The 15836-nt window shown below is 42.9% G+C and carries 14 protein-coding genes and 1 pseudogene; 9 read left to right on the top strand and 6 right to left on the bottom strand.

Going from position 1 to position 15836, the window contains the following annotated elements; all coding sequences use genetic code 11:
- Positions 1–11: 11 nt before the first annotated feature.
- From ABD836_RS17495 to pilB, 5 genes are all read right to left on the bottom strand, one after another.
- Entirely contained in the window at positions 12–227 is a 216-nt protein-coding gene (locus ABD836_RS17495; RefSeq protein WP_344938484.1) for a DNA gyrase inhibitor YacG, read from the bottom strand.
- A 33-nt stretch (positions 228–260) separates the two neighbouring features.
- Positions 261–881 (bottom strand): dephospho-CoA kinase, encoded by a 621-nt coding sequence (gene coaE, locus ABD836_RS17490; protein ID WP_344938482.1) that lies wholly within the window; start codon positions 879–881, stop codon positions 261–263.
- A 26-nt stretch (positions 882–907) separates the two neighbouring features.
- Positions 908–1789 (bottom strand): prepilin peptidase, encoded by an 882-nt coding sequence (locus tag ABD836_RS17485; protein WP_344938480.1) that lies wholly within the window; start codon positions 1787–1789, stop codon positions 908–910.
- A gap of 73 nt (positions 1790–1862) precedes the next feature.
- Positions 1863–3077 carry a type II secretion system F family protein gene (locus ABD836_RS17480; protein ID WP_344938478.1) on the bottom strand — a complete coding sequence of 405 codons (1215 nt, stop codon included), beginning with the start codon at positions 3075–3077 and terminating at the stop codon, positions 1863–1865.
- Between the two features lie 2 nt (positions 3078–3079).
- On the bottom strand, positions 3080–4801 hold the full coding sequence (gene pilB / locus ABD836_RS17475; protein ID WP_344938476.1) for a type IV-A pilus assembly ATPase PilB: 1722 nt from the start codon (positions 4799–4801) through the stop codon (positions 3080–3082).
- 319 nt (positions 4802–5120) lie between these two features.
- Between pilB and ABD836_RS17470 the strand changes: the two genes are divergently transcribed.
- The 9 genes from ABD836_RS17470 (at position 5121) to ABD836_RS17430 (ending at position 15307) form a co-directional block, all read left to right on the top strand.
- Positions 5121–5531, top strand: coding sequence for a pilin (locus ABD836_RS17470; RefSeq protein ID WP_344938474.1), 411 nt, complete (start codon positions 5121–5123; stop codon positions 5529–5531).
- Positions 5532–5617: 86 nt separating this feature from the next.
- The gene (locus ABD836_RS17465; RefSeq protein WP_344938472.1) at positions 5618–7525 is read left to right on the top strand and encodes a hypothetical protein; all 1908 of its coding nucleotides are present in this window, start codon (positions 5618–5620) and stop codon (positions 7523–7525) included.
- Positions 7526–7596: 71 nt separating this feature from the next.
- Positions 7597–8460, top strand: a complete 864-nt coding sequence (locus tag ABD836_RS17460; RefSeq protein ID WP_344938470.1) for a glycosyltransferase family 2 protein — start codon at positions 7597–7599, stop codon at positions 8458–8460.
- Between the two features lie 166 nt (positions 8461–8626).
- Positions 8627–10240, top strand: a complete 1614-nt coding sequence (locus tag ABD836_RS17455) for an ATP-binding cassette domain-containing protein (RefSeq protein WP_344938468.1) — start codon at positions 8627–8629, stop codon at positions 10238–10240.
- Positions 10237–11397 carry a CDP-glycerol glycerophosphotransferase family protein gene (locus tag ABD836_RS17450; protein ID WP_344938466.1) on the top strand — a complete coding sequence of 387 codons (1161 nt, stop codon included), beginning with the start codon at positions 10237–10239 and terminating at the stop codon, positions 11395–11397. Before ABD836_RS17455 ends, ABD836_RS17450 begins: the two co-directional genes overlap by 4 nt.
- Complete coding sequence (locus ABD836_RS17445; RefSeq protein WP_344938464.1) at positions 11394–11783, top strand: FAD synthase family protein; 390 nt, start codon at positions 11394–11396, stop codon at positions 11781–11783. Before ABD836_RS17450 ends, ABD836_RS17445 begins: the two co-directional genes overlap by 4 nt.
- A 34-nt stretch (positions 11784–11817) precedes the next feature.
- The gene (locus ABD836_RS17440; protein WP_344938462.1) at positions 11818–13041 is read left to right on the top strand and encodes a glycosyltransferase family 4 protein; all 1224 of its coding nucleotides are present in this window, start codon (positions 11818–11820) and stop codon (positions 13039–13041) included.
- A 2-nt stretch (positions 13042–13043) separates the two neighbouring features.
- Entirely contained in the window at positions 13044–14210 is a 1167-nt protein-coding gene (locus tag ABD836_RS17435) for a CDP-glycerol glycerophosphotransferase family protein (protein ID WP_344938461.1), read from the top strand.
- A 2-nt stretch (positions 14211–14212) separates the two neighbouring features.
- Positions 14213–15307 carry a hypothetical protein gene (locus ABD836_RS17430; protein ID WP_344938459.1) on the top strand — a complete coding sequence of 365 codons (1095 nt, stop codon included), beginning with the start codon at positions 14213–14215 and terminating at the stop codon, positions 15305–15307.
- 230 nt (positions 15308–15537) lie between these two features.
- Here the strand turns inward: ABD836_RS17430 and ABD836_RS17425 are convergent.
- Positions 15538–15708, bottom strand: a pseudogene (locus ABD836_RS17425) (ATP-binding protein); the annotation flags it as partial.
- Between the last annotated feature and the right edge of the window lie 128 nt (positions 15709–15836).

The following is a 15836-nucleotide window of genomic DNA, read 5'->3' as shown; positions in this document are numbered from 1 at the left end:
CCGTGGTTCTCCTAAAAATCCTGCTCTAAATCTCTGCTCAAAACGTCGTCGTGTAGTGAGTCTCCAGGGATGTTGTGCTCTTCATTTGCCCATGCGATTAAATCGTGATTTTTACACGAGTCCGAGCAAAATGGTCTAAAGGGGTTGTTTGCGTCCCAGACCAATTCTGTTTTGCATTTCGGGCAGGGCACGGTGAGAGCGGATGTTTTGTTCAGATCTTGGCTCATAAATATGAAATGTCCTAAAATTTGCTGTGCGTGCTAAGACGTTGATTTAGATTTCGCAGTGGCGAGTTGCAGAAACTGTTGATGTAATTCGCTCACCCGCAAATCAAGTAGTGATAAACCTTGGGTATTATCAATAACATCGCTGGCTGCCGCTAAGCGGGTTTCCCTATCTACTTGGCTGGCCATGATACGTTCTACCTGCGCTTGCTCGTTATTGTCTCTGGCCATAGTTCGGCTTAGTTGGAGAGAGCCCGGCACATCTACCACCACTAACCTGTCGCATATGCTTTTTTGCTGGCTCTCAATAAGCAAGGGTGAAACGAAAAGTGCATAGGCACTCTGTACGCTCTGGAGCTGACGCAGGGTTTCGCTGGCAATCAAGGGATGAAGTAATGCTTCAAGCCATTGCTTGGCGGCAGGGTCGGCAAAAATAGTCTGGCGCAGCGCCGGGCGATTGAGCTGTCCATCGGCAAGCAGCAGTGTATCGCCAAAGTACGCCGCTATATGTTGCAGCGCGGGGCTGTCAGGCTCAACCACTTCACGGGAAATAACATCGGCATCGACAATGCCGATACCGAGTTTTGCAAAGCGGTTAGACGCGGCCGTTTTGCCGCTGCCAATCCCGCCGGTAAGTCCTACAATAAATTGACTCATAATCGTTACAACATACGGTATTGCCGCTAGCGAATGCCAGCTAGCTGAAGATAGCCGTCGATTAGGGCTTCACCCCAGAACAGCGCGATCCAGCCAGCGCCGGCAAGGTAGGGACCAAAAGGCATTGGTGTTGAGCTGTCGCTGCGTTTCAGCATCAATACGGCGCCACCAAATACGGCGCCGACCACTGACGACAGTAAAATAATTAACGGTAAAAACTGCCAGCCGAGCCAGGCACCTAGCGCAGCGAGTAATTTAAAGTCGCCATAGCCCATACCCTCTTTGCCTGTGAGTAATTTAAATACCCAAAACACTGACCATAGTGACAAGTAGCCGGCCACTGCGCCCCACACAGCGTCCTGCAGCGGAATACTTCCCGTTATGCTGTTAAATAATAGCCCCAGCCAAATGAGTGGCAGCGTAAGCTGATCTGGCAATAGCTGGTGATCAATATCAATCACCGTCAGTATCAGCAAAATCCAACTGAATAAAATTGCAGCAAAGGCGTAGCCAGTAAAGCCAAACATGAGTAGAGGGAAAATAGTCAGCAGCGCGGTAATGAATTCAACCAGCGGGTAGCGAGCTCCAATTGGTGCTTTACACGACGCGCAACGACCGCGTAGCAAGACATAGCTCACCACGGGGATATTCTGCCACGCTTTAACTGGCGCATTACAGCTTGGGCAGTGTGAATTAGGGACGGCTAAATTAAACTGGGGCGGCGCTAGTTCTTCGGCATCGTTATCATCGCTTAGCAAAACTTCGCATTCGTATTTCCATGACGCTTCCATCATCTTGGGTAGACGATAGATGACTACATTGAAAAAACTGCCAAAGAGTAGGCCCAATAGACCTACAAAAGTGATGAGAAGCAGCGGGGAGTTCGCGGCGGCTTCGAAGAAACTCATATTACATACTCGTTATAGGGGCTTTGCTCATTCCCGCCGGGATTGGGCTTCGTTGTTGCCAGAATGCGGTATGCTACATTGCCGACCCAAGCATAAATATGGGTAGGTACATAGCAATCATTAGGCCGCCTACTAAAACGCCCAGTACCGACATGATCAATGGTTCGAGTAATGAGGTTAAAGTGTCGACGGCGTTATCAACAGCTTCTTCGTAATGTGTGGCAACTTTGTCTAGCATCTCATCGAGTGAGCCGGACTCCTCACCAATAGAAACCATCTGGAGAAGCATATTTGGAAATAAATTAGTGAACTTGATCGCGGAGTAGAGTGTTTGGCCGGTTGTAACATCATCGCGAATTTGAATGATTGCCTTTGCATAAACGGCATTACCGGCTGCGCCTGAGACGGAGTTGAGTGCGTCCACCAAGGGTACCCCTGCGCCAAATGTTGTTGCGAGAGTACGAGAGAATCGCGCTATCACTGAGTTAAAAACGATGTCGCCCACAATAGGGATCTTGAGCATTATTTTGTCAACCCAGTCTGAGAATGGCTTGGATTTCTCACGTGCTTTCCCGAAAGAAAAACCTCCAATGATCGCCAGTCCGGCAACTATATACCAGTTTGCTTGAGTCCACTCTGATATTGAGACTACAAACTTGGTGAATGCTGGGAGCTCTGAGCCAAAGCTCTCAAAAGTTGTGGCAAATTGCGGTACAACTTTAATGAGCAATATTCCCGTGACTACAATAGCCACGACAATAACTGCAATAGGGTAAGTCAGAGCTTTTTTAATTTTTGCTTTTAGGGCTTCGGTTTTTTCTTTGTAAGTGGCAACCCTATCTAGCATAACCTCTAATGTACCTGAGGCTTCACCAGACGCAATTAAGCTACAGAAGAGCTCATCAAAATATTTAGGGTGCTTCGCGCAGGCTGGGGCAAATCCGCCGCCAGAGGATACATCGTTCTTTATTTCAAGAACAAGGTCTTGCATTGTTGGATTTTCTACACCTTCAGCCACAATATCAAAGCTTTGTACAAGTGGTACGCCGGCTTTAAGCATGGTTGCCATTTGCCGAGTGAAAATGGCAACATCGGATGGTTTAATGGGTTTTTTACTACTAAACAGCGGTTTTGGTTTTTTCTTGACGTTTTTGGCAGCAATACCCTGTTTGCGTAAATGGGCTTTAACTATGGCTGAAGACGGCGCATTTAGTTCACCACGGGTTTTGCGACCCTGCTTGTCTACACCTTGCCAGACAAACGTCTCGTTTTTTGCTGCAGTTGCCATCGTTAATCCTTGGTAACTCGGTTGACTTCTTCTAGGCTAGTAACGCCCTGAGCGCATTTCATAAGTGCAGACTGGCGTAAGTTATTAAAGCCTTCTTTTTGAGCCTGAGCGGCTATGGCCAGGGAATTGCCATTTTCCATGATAATACGGGATATATCAGGAGTGATGCGAATTACTTCATAAATACCAACGCGGCCTTTGTAGCCATTATTACAATGATCGCAGCCTACCGGGTGCATGATTTTGGCGGTTGATAAAAGCTCTTCAGAAAAACCTTCATCTAGCAGGGTTTGTTTTGGTATGTCGTCTGCAGGAATCGCGCATTCCTTGCATAATCGCCGTGCTAAGCGCTGAGCGATAATTAAACTGACGGACGTAGCAACGTTAAATGCGGGCACGCCCATATTTAGGAGTCGAGTTAGTGTCTCGGGTGCGCTATTAGTGTGGAGTGTGGATAATACCAAATGACCTGTTTGCGCGGCTTTAATTGCGATTTCCGCGGTTTCTAAGTCTCGGATCTCACCAACCATGATTATGTCAGGGTCTTGGCGTAAAAAGGAGCGCAAGGCTTCTGGGAAGCCAAGGCCAACCTTGGCGTTAACGTGAACTTGGTTGATGCCTTCAAGGTTTATTTCAACAGGGTCTTCTGCGGTGGAAATGTTACGTTCAGGCGTGTTAAGAATATTAAGGCCGGTGTACAGCGAAACGGTTTTACCAGAGCCTGTTGGGCCTGTAACCAAAATCATGCCTTGGGGTTGATTTAAGGCCTTCATGTAAAGGTCTTTCTGTACCTGCTCGTAACCGAGGGCGTCTATGCCCATTTGGGCAGATGACGGGTCAAGAATACGCAGTACCACTTTCTCCCCCCAGAGGGTGGGGAGGGTGTTTACCCGAAAGTCGATAGCTCGTGTTTTGGACAGCTTCATCTTGATTCGGCCATCTTGCGGCACGCGCCGTTCGGATATATCCATTTGCGACATAACTTTTAAGCGAGCTGCCAGTCGGTAGCCGAGACTAGACGGTGGTCTGGCTACTTCCTGTAAGATACCGTCAGTACGAAAGCGAACTCGGTATATTTTCTCGTAGGGCTCAAAATGGATATCGGAAGCGCCTCCGCGTATAGCGTCTAGCAAGACTTTGTTAACAAATTTGACAACAGGAGCCTCGTCTACACCGCGAAGGTCAACTTCTGCGCCAGCGTCCTCGTCAACAGCCTCAATATCCAAGTTTTCAAGGCTGACGTCGTCCATGTCACCCAAGCTGTCGGCGAGCGACTCTTCTTGGGCGTTGAGGTATTTCTCGATCGCGGCGTTTAACGCTGACTCCTCAACAACGATCGGCTCGGTGGTCAGTCCAGTATGGAATTTGATTTGGTCTAGGGCATGTAAATTAGTGGGGTCTGACATGCCGATGAAAAGGCGCTTTCCCCGTTTCCACAGTGGGAGCGTGCGGTGGGCCTTAATTAACTTGTTGTCTATGATTTTTTGCGGTGAAAGCTCGGTGGTGTAAGAGCGTAAGTCAATAAAGGGGATGCCGAATTCGTCGGCAGCGACTTCAGCAATACGCACACCGTCGGCAAGGTTTTTACTCACCAAATGGGCAACGAGGCTCTTTTTATCCTTCTTTGCGGCTTCTTGTGCCTTGCGTACCGTCTCCTCGTCGAGTATCTCATCGTAAACGAGTCTTCTGGCTAATCCGTTAAGGGGGATAGTTGCGCTATTCATGCCGCCAATCACTTAGGAAATAGTATGTAAAACAGTATAGTACCTACTCAATAGTAAAGCATTACATTCAGCATGTACTTGGCCCATAAATCGTAATCCCTATTGCTGGGGGCGACAAAAAAGTCTTTGATGTGACAATAATTGTCATGCGAGTGTCCGGTCTCGTTGGTCGAGTGACATCGAAAATATTTCATGATCGATTGCGGTTACTACGTGTTGGTATATGCTCTATCGGTGGCATAATTTGTGCTTGGTTTTTGGGTAGTGATCTAAATATCACTCCAATGTTATTAGAATTGATCTTTCGGAGTAAAAATCTATGAAAACAACACAGCAAGGTTTTACCTTAATAGAATTGATGATCGTGGTTGCGATCATCGGTATTTTGGCTGCCGTGGCATTGCCTGCGTACCAAGATTACACCAACAAAGCGAAAGCTTCTGAAGTTGTGCTGGCTGCAAGTGGTATGCGCACTTGCGTAACTGAGCTAGTTCAGTCAAACGGTTTTGTGAACTTAGATTCATGTGCGGATAGTTTTAAACCGACTAAATATGCAACTGCATTATCAGTTGGTGCTACTACCGGTATTATTAGTGCGACGGGCAGTATCGTTGGTGCGAGCGATATTGTTGTTACTCTGAGCCCAAGCGGTGAATCTACAAATAATATTCCAGAGTGGGTTTGCTCTAGTGACAATGACAAGTGGATGCCTGGTTCTTGCCGCGGTTGATATTTGATTTTAGTTATATTAGTTAGATAAGCCCGGCGCCGCAAAAGCGCCGGGTTTTTTTATTCCACACATATTAGTCTTTTTATATGATCAAGTTTACCGCGATGCGGAGTATTGTTGTTTTATTGTTTGTTGTGGGCCTTGTTGCGATCTATCTTCCAGGGGCGAGCGGCGCGCTTTATTATGATGATTACTCGAACCTAGCATCACTTCCGCAGGCGGTAGGCAGCGGGGCGTTTGATTTTGTGTTTTCCGGCACCGCTGGCCCCACAGGGCGCCCTTTGGCGCTGCTGTCTTTCCTCCCGCATGCAAATGACTGGCCGTTAAATAGCGTAAGTGTATTAACTGTAAATATAGCAATTCATGCGATAAATTTCTTATTGTTGTTCGTCCTTGGTTGGCAGATTTTGCGCTTCCAGCGTGGTGTTGATCAAAATCATATTTTTGTGATTGCATTGGTGTCGGCAGGGCTGTGGGCAGTTTTACCTATTAATGTTTCGACTAGTTTAATTGCAATTCAACGCATGACGGGGCTTTCTGCTCTATTTGGATTGCTGGGTTTGAATTGTTTTGTGGCTGGATATGGTATTAGGCGCCCAGCTTTGGCAGCTATTTTTCAGCTGTTAACTTTGGGGGTATTTAGCCTTCTAGCAATTTATACCAAAGAAAATGGTGCTGTAATTCCTTTGTATGCACTTTTAATCGACCAATTCTTTTTTCGAAAGTATCGAGACGCCTCTATATATTCTCGAGTTCGAGCCTGGAGTCTGTATGCTCTACTTGGTTTGCTGTTAATTTATTTGTCGCCTTTAATGCGGGATTGGTTTGTATATATTGATTTTCGTGGGTTTAGTATTTGGTCGCGGGTACAAACAGAGTGGGCTATTCTGTGGATCTATCTTTCAAAGATTGTGTTGCCCCTGCCCTCGTCCTTTAGTCCATTTCACGACGACGTTGAGTTAATTGGTACTCGTTTCCAGATTGCCGTTGCTGGCTTGGCGTGGCTTTCAGTAATTGCGATATCCATATTGTTGCGTAAAAAAACCATATTGCCACTATTTGCGGTGCTTTGGTTTTTGATTGGTCACTTACTTGAGTCTTCAAGTATTACACTCGAGCTGTACTTTGAACATCGAAATTATTTGCCTGCGTATGGTTTGTGTTTCGCACTTACCTATGGGTTGTGGTCAGTATCGAATCGGTTTGTGGTCGGAGCTCGCGTGTTGCTTGTGCTATATCTTTTGGTTGTTTCGGTCATGTGTTACATGACTACATCGCTGTGGGGGCGGCAGCTTAATGTTGCTGTGATTTGGGCGAATGATAGCCCTGGATCATCGCGCGCCACTCAGCATTTGGCGGTTATGCTAAACAAGGAGGCTGAAGCTAGGGGAGCGCCCGAGGAAATTAGAATGCAGCGGCAATTGATGCTTTCGTATTTTGATCGTAATGCCGATGTCTGTGAAAAGTGTATTGCTGTTCGGACGCAATCATTGCTTTACGCGTGTACTATCCAGAGTGCTGACCAAATACGTCCTCGATATGAGGCTTTCCTAAATAACGCAGCAAATGGTCGTGCATCAATGTCCGTTATTGATGGTCTTTTTCCATTAATTGATCTTGTTAAGTCGGGGCAGTGCGGAGATATTGAATTAAATGAGGTTTTAGTATTAATTGACCGATTACTGGAGAACCCTGCCTTTAGCAGGAAAACGTTTAAAGTGCGTTTGCAGTTTTTAGCGGCAAATGCAGCTTTTGAGTCTCGGGATATTGAGTTGGCACGGAGTTACCTTGCCTTCGCAGAAAAGAGAGAGCCAGATGGGCTGCCAGTCTTGCAATTTCAGGTTTTCCTCGCTTTAGACGTTAATGACTACAAGGCTGCCGCTGCCGCGATTGAGCGGAGAAGAAAATATGTCGGTAGCAGTAAATTTATTACGGCGGAGAGGCTAGATTCAATGTTGTCAGAAGTACGTATGAAGCAAGGTCTTAATAATTAGGTAAGTCAGGTCTCGGCTTTTCGCAGATTTTTCCATGTCATTAAATTAGTTCTCTGAGAAGGGTGTCATTTTTGAGTTTATCAATTAAATTATCCGTTGTATTACCTGCAAAAAATGAAGCTGCCACCGTTGGTATTGTGGTTGCTGCGATTAAGGCTTTACATAGCACTGCTCAGATTATAGTCGTCAACGATGGTTCGAATGACAATACAGCGGATATAGCAACGCAGGCTGGGGCTGATGTGATTACTCACCCTTATTCAAAGGGCAATGGTGCAGCTATTAAATCAGGAGCGAGGGCTGCAACTGGGGATGTGATTGTATTTATGGACGCCGATGGTCAGCATAACCCTGAGGATATTGCGGATTTGCTGGCAGAATTAGAGCAGGGTTACGATTTGGTTGTTGGCGCACGGCAAGCCGGCTCTCAAGCAAATCTTGGTCGCGGTATGGCCAACGGCTTTTACAATAAGCTCGCGACTTATATGACTGGGCATCAGGTGGGTGATCTGACCTCGGGATTTCGAGCGGTACGCGCTGAAAAATTCAGAGAGTTCCTGTATTTGCTGCCGAATGGGTTTTCTTATCCGACTACAAGTACCATGGCATTTTTTCGCGCAGGCTATTCCGTAAAATATGTCCCGATTCATGCAGCTCCGCGAGAAGGAAAAAGCCATATTAAACCATTGAAAGATGGTATGCGCTTCCTGCTTATTATCTTCAAAATTGGCACATTGTATTCTCCACTTAAGCTATTTACGCCCGCAGCTGCTCTTTTCTTTTTGATGGGAATTGGTTGGTACGGTTATACATTCACGGTTATGAATCGTTTTACCAATATGAGCGCGCTAATGTTAACCAGCGGATTTATGTTGTTTATGATGGGGTTGATTTCAGAGCAGATAACAGCGTTGATGTATAAAAATGAAAAGTGATTTGGCGCCGAAGCTGATTGGTGTAAATCAGGTGGAAATTCACAGGTATTGACTGAGGTATTCGATGTTGGCGGAAATTAAATCAGCGTTTGCCTTGTTGTCGTCCAAGCAGCAGCGTGAATACTGGCAGGTTGCGATACTGCTAACGCTTACGTCTATAGCCGATATGGTCGGTATTGCGGCAATTATTCCGGCAATTACTGCGTTAATCGACTATGAGGGAGCTGTTAAAAAAGGCTACCTTAATACCTTGTTTAATTTTCTAGGGCAGCCCGAAAAAAGTTTATTCCTCATAATAGTGACGGGAGGAGCCATCGCTTTTATTTGGGGGGCGGCAATTTTTAGTACTTTGGGTATATTTGCAAGGCAGCGTTATATACGGCGTATAAGTGCAGATATGTCTACACGTGCTTTTGGCTTTTACATGAATCAGTCTATCGAAGCTTTTTATGACCGGCCGGCATCTGAGTTTATGCGGAACGTCAACGGGGTGAGTGAACGGATTGCGACGGGCATTATCGACGCTTCCTTTGTGATAATCTCACGTAGCATTCAGCTGATTGTTATTGCGGCCTTGTTGATGGCGTTTGATATCCGAATCACTATTTTCATCGTCCTAAGTATTGCTGTTGCTTACTTTCTAATTTATTCGTTGATAAAGAGGGCACTGCAGCGGATGAGTGGCGACAACTTCGAGTCGCAACGCCAACTTAATCAAATGATATCGGGTAGTTTTGCAGACTACCGAAATATCCATATTGACGGAAAGATAAAGAAATTTTCAGCGCATTTTCATGAGATAAAAAGTAAGGCGTCTAAAAAGACGGCAAATATTGAAATCCTTGGGACTGTACCCAGAAGCTTTATAGAAATTTTAGGTATGAGCCTATTGCTAATTGCGGCCTACCAGTTAGGCAATACTGCGAGTGATAGTCATCAGCTCATAACGACGATTTCTCTGTTTGCCGTTGCAGCCTACAAGATTTTGCCCTCTGCCCAGCAGATATACCACGCCGTCAGCAAAATTACCGGTGCATTGGTGGTCTTTCAGAAGGTTAAAGAAGAATGGCAGGGTTTAGATAAGCAAACGGTAAGGAATGCATTGGAGTTCAGCGACTTAACGCCCAACCGTATTGAGGTGCGAGATCTTTGCTATTCAAACAATAATAAAGATTGGGTAATTAATAGCTTGAATGCCGTGATTACATTAGAGGGCATAGTGCGTATATCAGGCCCGTCCGGTTCAGGTAAGACGACATTAGTTGAAATATTGGCTGGCTTGAGAGCGCCGCAGCGTGGGCTTGTTTTTGTTGACGGTGAAGATCTAGCAAATATATCGAAAGATAAATGGTGGAGCTCCATCGCTTATGTTAATCAGAGCGGTCACTTGATGGCGGGGAGCATCATAGAAAACGTGACGGCTTGGTCGAATAGCAAAGATAGTCAACGATATGAGCTTATATCGACTATTTGCGGATTAGATCAATTACCTAGTGACGTAATTACAGAAGGTGGCAGTAATCTTTCCGGCGGGCAAAAATGTAGAGTGCTATTGGCAAGGGCTTTATATAAGAGATCTAAAATTGTCTTTTTAGATGAAACACTTTCAGCCTTGGATGTACCCACTGCACAAGAAATTATTAGCAGTATTCAAGAACATTTCCCCGAGCGCTGCCTAATTATAGTTAGTCATAGAGATGCGGAGCTTCCCAGTGATTATCAAAGTATAGACATTAGCGTTAGGGATCGTGGTTTGGCTACTGCGAGTGGCGAAGCGTGAAGCTTGAAAAGCACAAGCCGTTGCACTGGTTATGGTTAGGCATATTCTCGCTAAATACTTTGCTTAGTTTGATTTTGCGTCTTTTTGTTAAGCCACCTAGTGACGTTGTTTTTTATGGTCATAAGCTGAATGGTAATTTAAAGGCAATTTATAAAGAAAGTGACTATCATGAAGAATTGAATCCCTACTATTTAAGTATGGATTATCATTACTGCAAAGATTTAAAAAGAGACGGCGTAAATGTTGTCTGGGGTGGAAGTTGGTATGCGATTCTACTTTTGGCGCGTACAAAGATAATTGTTAGTGATCACGGCTTACACTGCCTTATTTTATTGCTGAAATTTACTACTATTAAATTTATCGATGTTTGGCATGGCATTCCATTTAAGGGGTTTGATAAAAACGACTTTAAAGTACAGCGCCAATACGATGAAGTTTGGGTGACGTCGCCATATATCGCGGATTTATATCAGAATAAATTTGGGTTTCAGAGAGATAAAATAAAAATAGTTGGATACGCTAGAACGGATAGGCTAGTAAATAGTTGTGATGATGACATCATCGAACTTCGAGAACAATTATTGCTTCCGCGAGATAAAACTCCAGTTGTTCTTTTTGCGCCAACTTGGGCGCAGGATGTAAGCGGAAGAAGTATTTATCCATTTGGCTCTAATGAAGAGGAATTTTATAAGTTTTTAAATGTAATTGCTGAAGAGTACAAATGTATTTTTCTTATGCGGCGGCATATTAATTCAAAGTCAGGTGTGCGGAAAAAATATTCGTGTGTGAAAGAGGTGCCATTTGATCAATACACTGATACGGAGATGTTGTTATTAATTTCAGATGTATTGATATATGACTGGTCGTCTATTGCCTTCGACTTCCTATTGCTAAATCGGCCTGCCATATATTTAGATGTTCCGCCACCTTTTAAAAAAGGGTTTAGCCTCGATGAAAATTATAGATTTGGAACGGAAGCTGAAGATATGGTGCAATTAAAAGATTGCTTAAAACAGGCGATTTACGTTCCGCGCAGTTTAATAAAAGAAGAAATGGATAGCCGCTCGAAAATACTAAATGACGCTTATGCTGAATATGCAGATGGAAATTCAAGCAAACGTTGCTGCGAGTCGCTAGTTAAAGGGTTGGGAGTGTGAAAACGGTCATTACATTCGGAACCTTCGATGTTTTTCATGTGGGGCACCTTCGAATACTTCAGAGGGCTAGAGCGTTTGGGGATAGGTTGGTGGTGGGTGTGTCTACAGATCAGCTCAATTATGAGAAGAAGGGGCGATTTCCTGTGTACACGCAAAATGAAAGGTTGGAAATAGTATCTTCTATTAAATGGGTTGATGCGGTTTTTTTAGAGGACTCTTTGGAAAAAAAAAGGGAATATTTGGCTGCATATGGTGCAGATGTCTTGGTCATGGGTAGCGACTGGGCTGGTATTTTTGATATGTTTTCTGATTCTTGTAATATCGTTTATGTAGATCGAACTCCATCTATATCTACTACAGAGGTTATTGAAAAGATAAGAGGCTAATTTATATAGATGTTATGTGTATGCGGGTGCATTGATGAAGATTAATTATGACTTTAGCAATATGGGGCGGACGCTGATAACAGGTGGGGGGGTCAATGGTATCACGCGTGTAATTGACGAACTTTCATTGGCGATGTGGAGGGAGTCTCTTCAGGATAGTTGTATTGATTTAGTATTTTCCTCTGATTTTTACCCCCAAGCTAGAAGAACTATTGAAAAGTATTATTTATTTAAGGGGGGGGGGGTTGAGTTAAATAGGGATTCTGCATTAAATGAATTTATTTATTATTTGTTTGTTAACTTTAAAATGCCTTTTCACAAAGGAAAAAAGCTAGGTAGCATTCTGAGCTATAGTGATTCTGTTTCACCAGTTGATATTTCATTGTCTCCATTTTTACCTGTTAGCAAAAAGCGAAGGGATACAAGTAAGCTTGTTTTTAATGTGATTCATGACATCATTTCAGAGACGAGTCCTAAATATTTTACCGAAGATCATGTCTTATCAATGCGTGACGTCTATCGCGATATCATAAGAAATACAGATTATTTTTTTGCGGTGTCTAGTTATACCAAATTTCAGCTGTGTGAGTATTTTAATATTCATGAGTCTCGTGTGTTTGTTACTCCTTTAGCTATATCTAGCTCATTCTATGATGTGGGTGATTCTATGCATTATAATGATATTCGGCGCAAGTACGGCATAGGAATTGGACAGAAGTATATTTTATGCATCGCAACTATCGAGCCTCGGAAGAATATAGACACTTTGCTGAAATCTTATATAAGTCTCGAATCTGAGTTGGCTAGGAATGGTATAAAGCTTGTCGTATGTGGTTCCTATGGGTGGGAGTACAGTAGTACTTTGGAATTATTGAGAAGTTCTAAAATTTTACAAGAGAATGCTATTTTTACTGGGTATGTCTTAGATGAAGATATTGTGGCTATTTATAGTGGTGCTATGGTTTTTTGCTATGTTCCGTTTGAAGAAGGGTTTGGGTTGCCGCCTCTAGAGGCAATGGCTGCTGGTACTGCGGTTATTTGTTCGAAAACGTCTTCGCTGCCAGAAGTGGTTGGTGATGCTGCGGTATTAGTGGACCCTCTATCAGTGGATGATGTGTCTTCAGCAATTTTGTCTTTGGTGAATGATGATGATTATAGGTCGTCACTGGTTCTTAGAGGGCTTGTGCAATCTCGGAAGTTTAGTTGGCAGGCGACTGCTCGAGAGATGTTTGACGTATTCCGAAATAAGATCGAATAAAAATGCATAAGAAACTTCTAGATTTTACACCGCGAGCGATAATTTTTCGCCTGTGGTGTCATGTGCTTTTTTTTATAACACGTTTTGGGCGGTCTCGCGATGGTATATGGTTAATTGGGGAAAATAGAGGGGATCCTCTTGGTGACAACGGTGTGTGGTTTTATAGCTATTGTAGAAAAATAGTCGGTGCGGAAAACGTTTATTTTGTCATGAAGAAAGGTAGTGCGGGTGCCAATAAGCTGGAATTTGATGACAATGTAGTATTTTACGGTTCAATTGCGCATGCTAAGGCCTTTCATAGTTCCTCGGTTTTTTTTTATACACATACCTTTAGGGATTTGGCTCCGATTGAGTTATTTTCGTTTTATGGAGGTGGTCGTTATAAGGTTTTTCTCCATCACGGGGTTCTTGGATTTAAAAGGTTTAATGAAAAGTATATAAAAAATAGAAATGAGATGGACTTGTTTACTGTTGGGAGTGAGTTTGAGAGAAGGTTAGCCATTGAAGAGGTGGGTGTAGATTCCACAAGGGTTCGCGTTACTGGTTATGCTCGTTACGATAATTTATTTGACGGAGCGTCTTCGTATAATCCAAAGAAAATAATTTCCTATATGCCAACTCATAGAAATTACTTGGAATGGGGGGGGCGTAAGTCTGAATTTTTTATTTCAGTGGAGGAGTTTTTGGATTCTAAGGAATTGACGAGATTTTTGAAAAAATGGGATTGCGAGTTATATTTTATCCCTCATAAGGAAATGTCTCCATACTTTTCTCATTTTTCGGCTTCGTCAAAGAGGGTTGTGTGTTTTAGCTATGGAGATATTAGTGTTTCAGACGTACTTAAACATTCTGATGTTTTGATTACAGATTACTCTAGTGTTTCGTGGGATTTTAGGTATTTAAATAAACCTGTTCTATTTTATCAGTCTGATGCAGAGCTGTATGATGAAGATCGTGGCGCCTATATAGATTTTAGATGCAATGATTTAGGGGCCGTTTTCGATAATTACAAAGATCTTGTTCTCGAATTAGATCGGGTTGCATGTAATGATTTTTGTGCTTTTCAAGGGGCTGCTGCTGGACTTTCTTTTGGTTTTTCTGGGGGGGCGAGTGGTAGCTGTTGTGAGCGAATATACCAGATTGTATTGGCTGAAATTGAGCATTTTTGACAATGATTGAAAATTTAATAATACATATAGGCACGGAAAAGACTGGTTCAAGTACTCTCCAAAAATTTTTGGTTGAGAATAGGCTAGTTTTGATGAGTGCAGGGTATGGAGTTTTAGAGTCAACAGGTGCTGATAATGACCGATCGCTGGCCGCATATTGTTTGCCACTTGATTCTCGTGATGACTTTTTTAAAGATAAATTGATATTAAATGTCAGAGATAGGTTGAAGTTTAATGTTGACTTTGTAAGAAAGTTTGACTCTGAGTTGGCTGAGATTGGTGAAGCTGTTCATACGGTAATTATAACTAGTGAGCATTTCCATTCTAGACTGGTAAGCGAAGAGTCGATACGATTTTTGTCTGAATTTGTCGCTAGTAGATTTAATCGAGTAAAGGTGGTCTCATATTTTCGTGAGCAAAGTGCATTGCTGTTAAGTTATTATTCAACGGCAGTAAAAACATCCTCGGTCGAAGATTTTGAGGCCTTTTCTGAGCGCTGCCACACAGAATCGTTATATTTTAATTACTATAAGATGTTTTCATTATGGCGAGCAGTGTTTGGTGCGGAAAATATTGTTGCTCGAATTTATGACCGTAACAAGCTTGTTGGGGGTGATATACGTAAAGATTTCGTTGATGTTTTGTCCTTAGATGTCCAAAATTTAGGGTATTCCAGTAACGATATTAATACCAGTCTTGGTGGTGTAGGGATCAACTTGATTAGAATAATTAATCGTTCTTTCCCTCGGTACGATAAAAATTTTAAGCTGGATTTATATCGGTTGAGGCTGGTGCAAGCGATTTCTGAGTTGGCTATATCAAGGACTGGTGAAATTTCGTTCCTGGTGGCTGTAGATATTTATGAAAATTTCAGTTCCTCTAATATAAGATTTTCTGAAGAATTTCTTGGGTCATCTTTGAATCCATTTTCCGCTCCTAAAATTAATGATGATTCTAATCAAGTTGAGATTTCTGAGAGTGATTTATACGAGTTGATTGAAGTTGTGGTGAGAGTAACATCGCAAAAGCATGATTCTAAGAAGTCATATTATTTTTATTTAAAAGCGCTGATGAATAAATTATTTTTTAATCGATGAGCCAACCTTAAGTAAGTCATGCAAACTTTCTTTAGGATTTCATTTGGGGTCTTTCATTTTTTGAAATTGTGTTAATAGGCTGTGAAAATACCAATACAGAAGTGTTTTCTTTGTGCTCTAAATTTTTCCGGAAGAGAGTATTCAACGGTTCGTTATTGTATTCCTAGGGCCATTGTGTTGATTTGCATTTAAAACTGACCCACCCTGATGGCCAGATTATGGCCTAGATTTTACTTCTTTGCTGCCTTCAATTCCTCCTGTTGCGTTGTTGAGTGTTTTAATCTGAAGCTATCATTTCCAGTTTCGATAATGTGGCAATGATGAGTCAATCGATCCAATAAGGCGGTTGTCATCTTTTCATCGCCAAACACCGTTGACCATTCTGCGAAGCAGAGGTTTGTCTGTTGATTTGCATTTAAAACTGACCCACTAACCCCCTATATTTGCATTGAATTTTGACCCATGTGTAACACTTACCCGCAGGATGACTGCGGGGGATTTAGGAGTGATAGACGTGGCATTATTAAGT

This window comes from Zhongshania borealis (assembly GCF_039539625.1).
Taxonomy (GTDB): Bacteria; Pseudomonadota; Gammaproteobacteria; order Pseudomonadales; family Spongiibacteraceae; genus Spongiibacter; species Spongiibacter borealis.
The sequence above is the reverse complement of the archived record's forward strand: the minus strand, read 5'-3'. Positions and strand labels throughout refer to the sequence as shown.

Coding starts and splice junctions, on each gene's coding strand:
- ABD836_RS17455 (WP_344938468.1), top strand. CDS start 8,627: ATGGTCGGTATTGCGGCAATTATTCCGGCAATTACTGCGTTAATCGAC.
- ABD836_RS17430 (WP_344938459.1), top strand. CDS start 14,213: ATGATTGAAAATTTAATAATACATATAGGCACGGAAAAGACTGGTTCA.
- ABD836_RS17470 (WP_344938474.1), top strand. CDS start 5,121: ATGAAAACAACACAGCAAGGTTTTACCTTAATAGAATTGATGATCGTG.
- coaE (WP_344938482.1), bottom strand. CDS start 881: ATGAGTCAATTTATTGTAGGACTTACCGGCGGGATTGGCAGCGGCAAA.
- pilB (WP_344938476.1), bottom strand. CDS start 4,801: ATGAATAGCGCAACTATCCCCCTTAACGGATTAGCCAGAAGACTCGTT.
- ABD836_RS17435 (WP_344938461.1), top strand. CDS start 13,044: ATGCATAAGAAACTTCTAGATTTTACACCGCGAGCGATAATTTTTCGC.
- ABD836_RS17485 (WP_344938480.1), bottom strand. CDS start 1,789: ATGAGTTTCTTCGAAGCCGCCGCGAACTCCCCGCTGCTTCTCATCACT.
- ABD836_RS17495 (WP_344938484.1), bottom strand. CDS start 227: ATGAGCCAAGATCTGAACAAAACATCCGCTCTCACCGTGCCCTGCCCG.
- ABD836_RS17465 (WP_344938472.1), top strand. CDS start 5,618: ATGATCAAGTTTACCGCGATGCGGAGTATTGTTGTTTTATTGTTTGTT.
- ABD836_RS17440 (WP_344938462.1), top strand. CDS start 11,818: ATGAAGATTAATTATGACTTTAGCAATATGGGGCGGACGCTGATAACA.
- ABD836_RS17480 (WP_344938478.1), bottom strand. CDS start 3,077: ATGGCAACTGCAGCAAAAAACGAGACGTTTGTCTGGCAAGGTGTAGAC.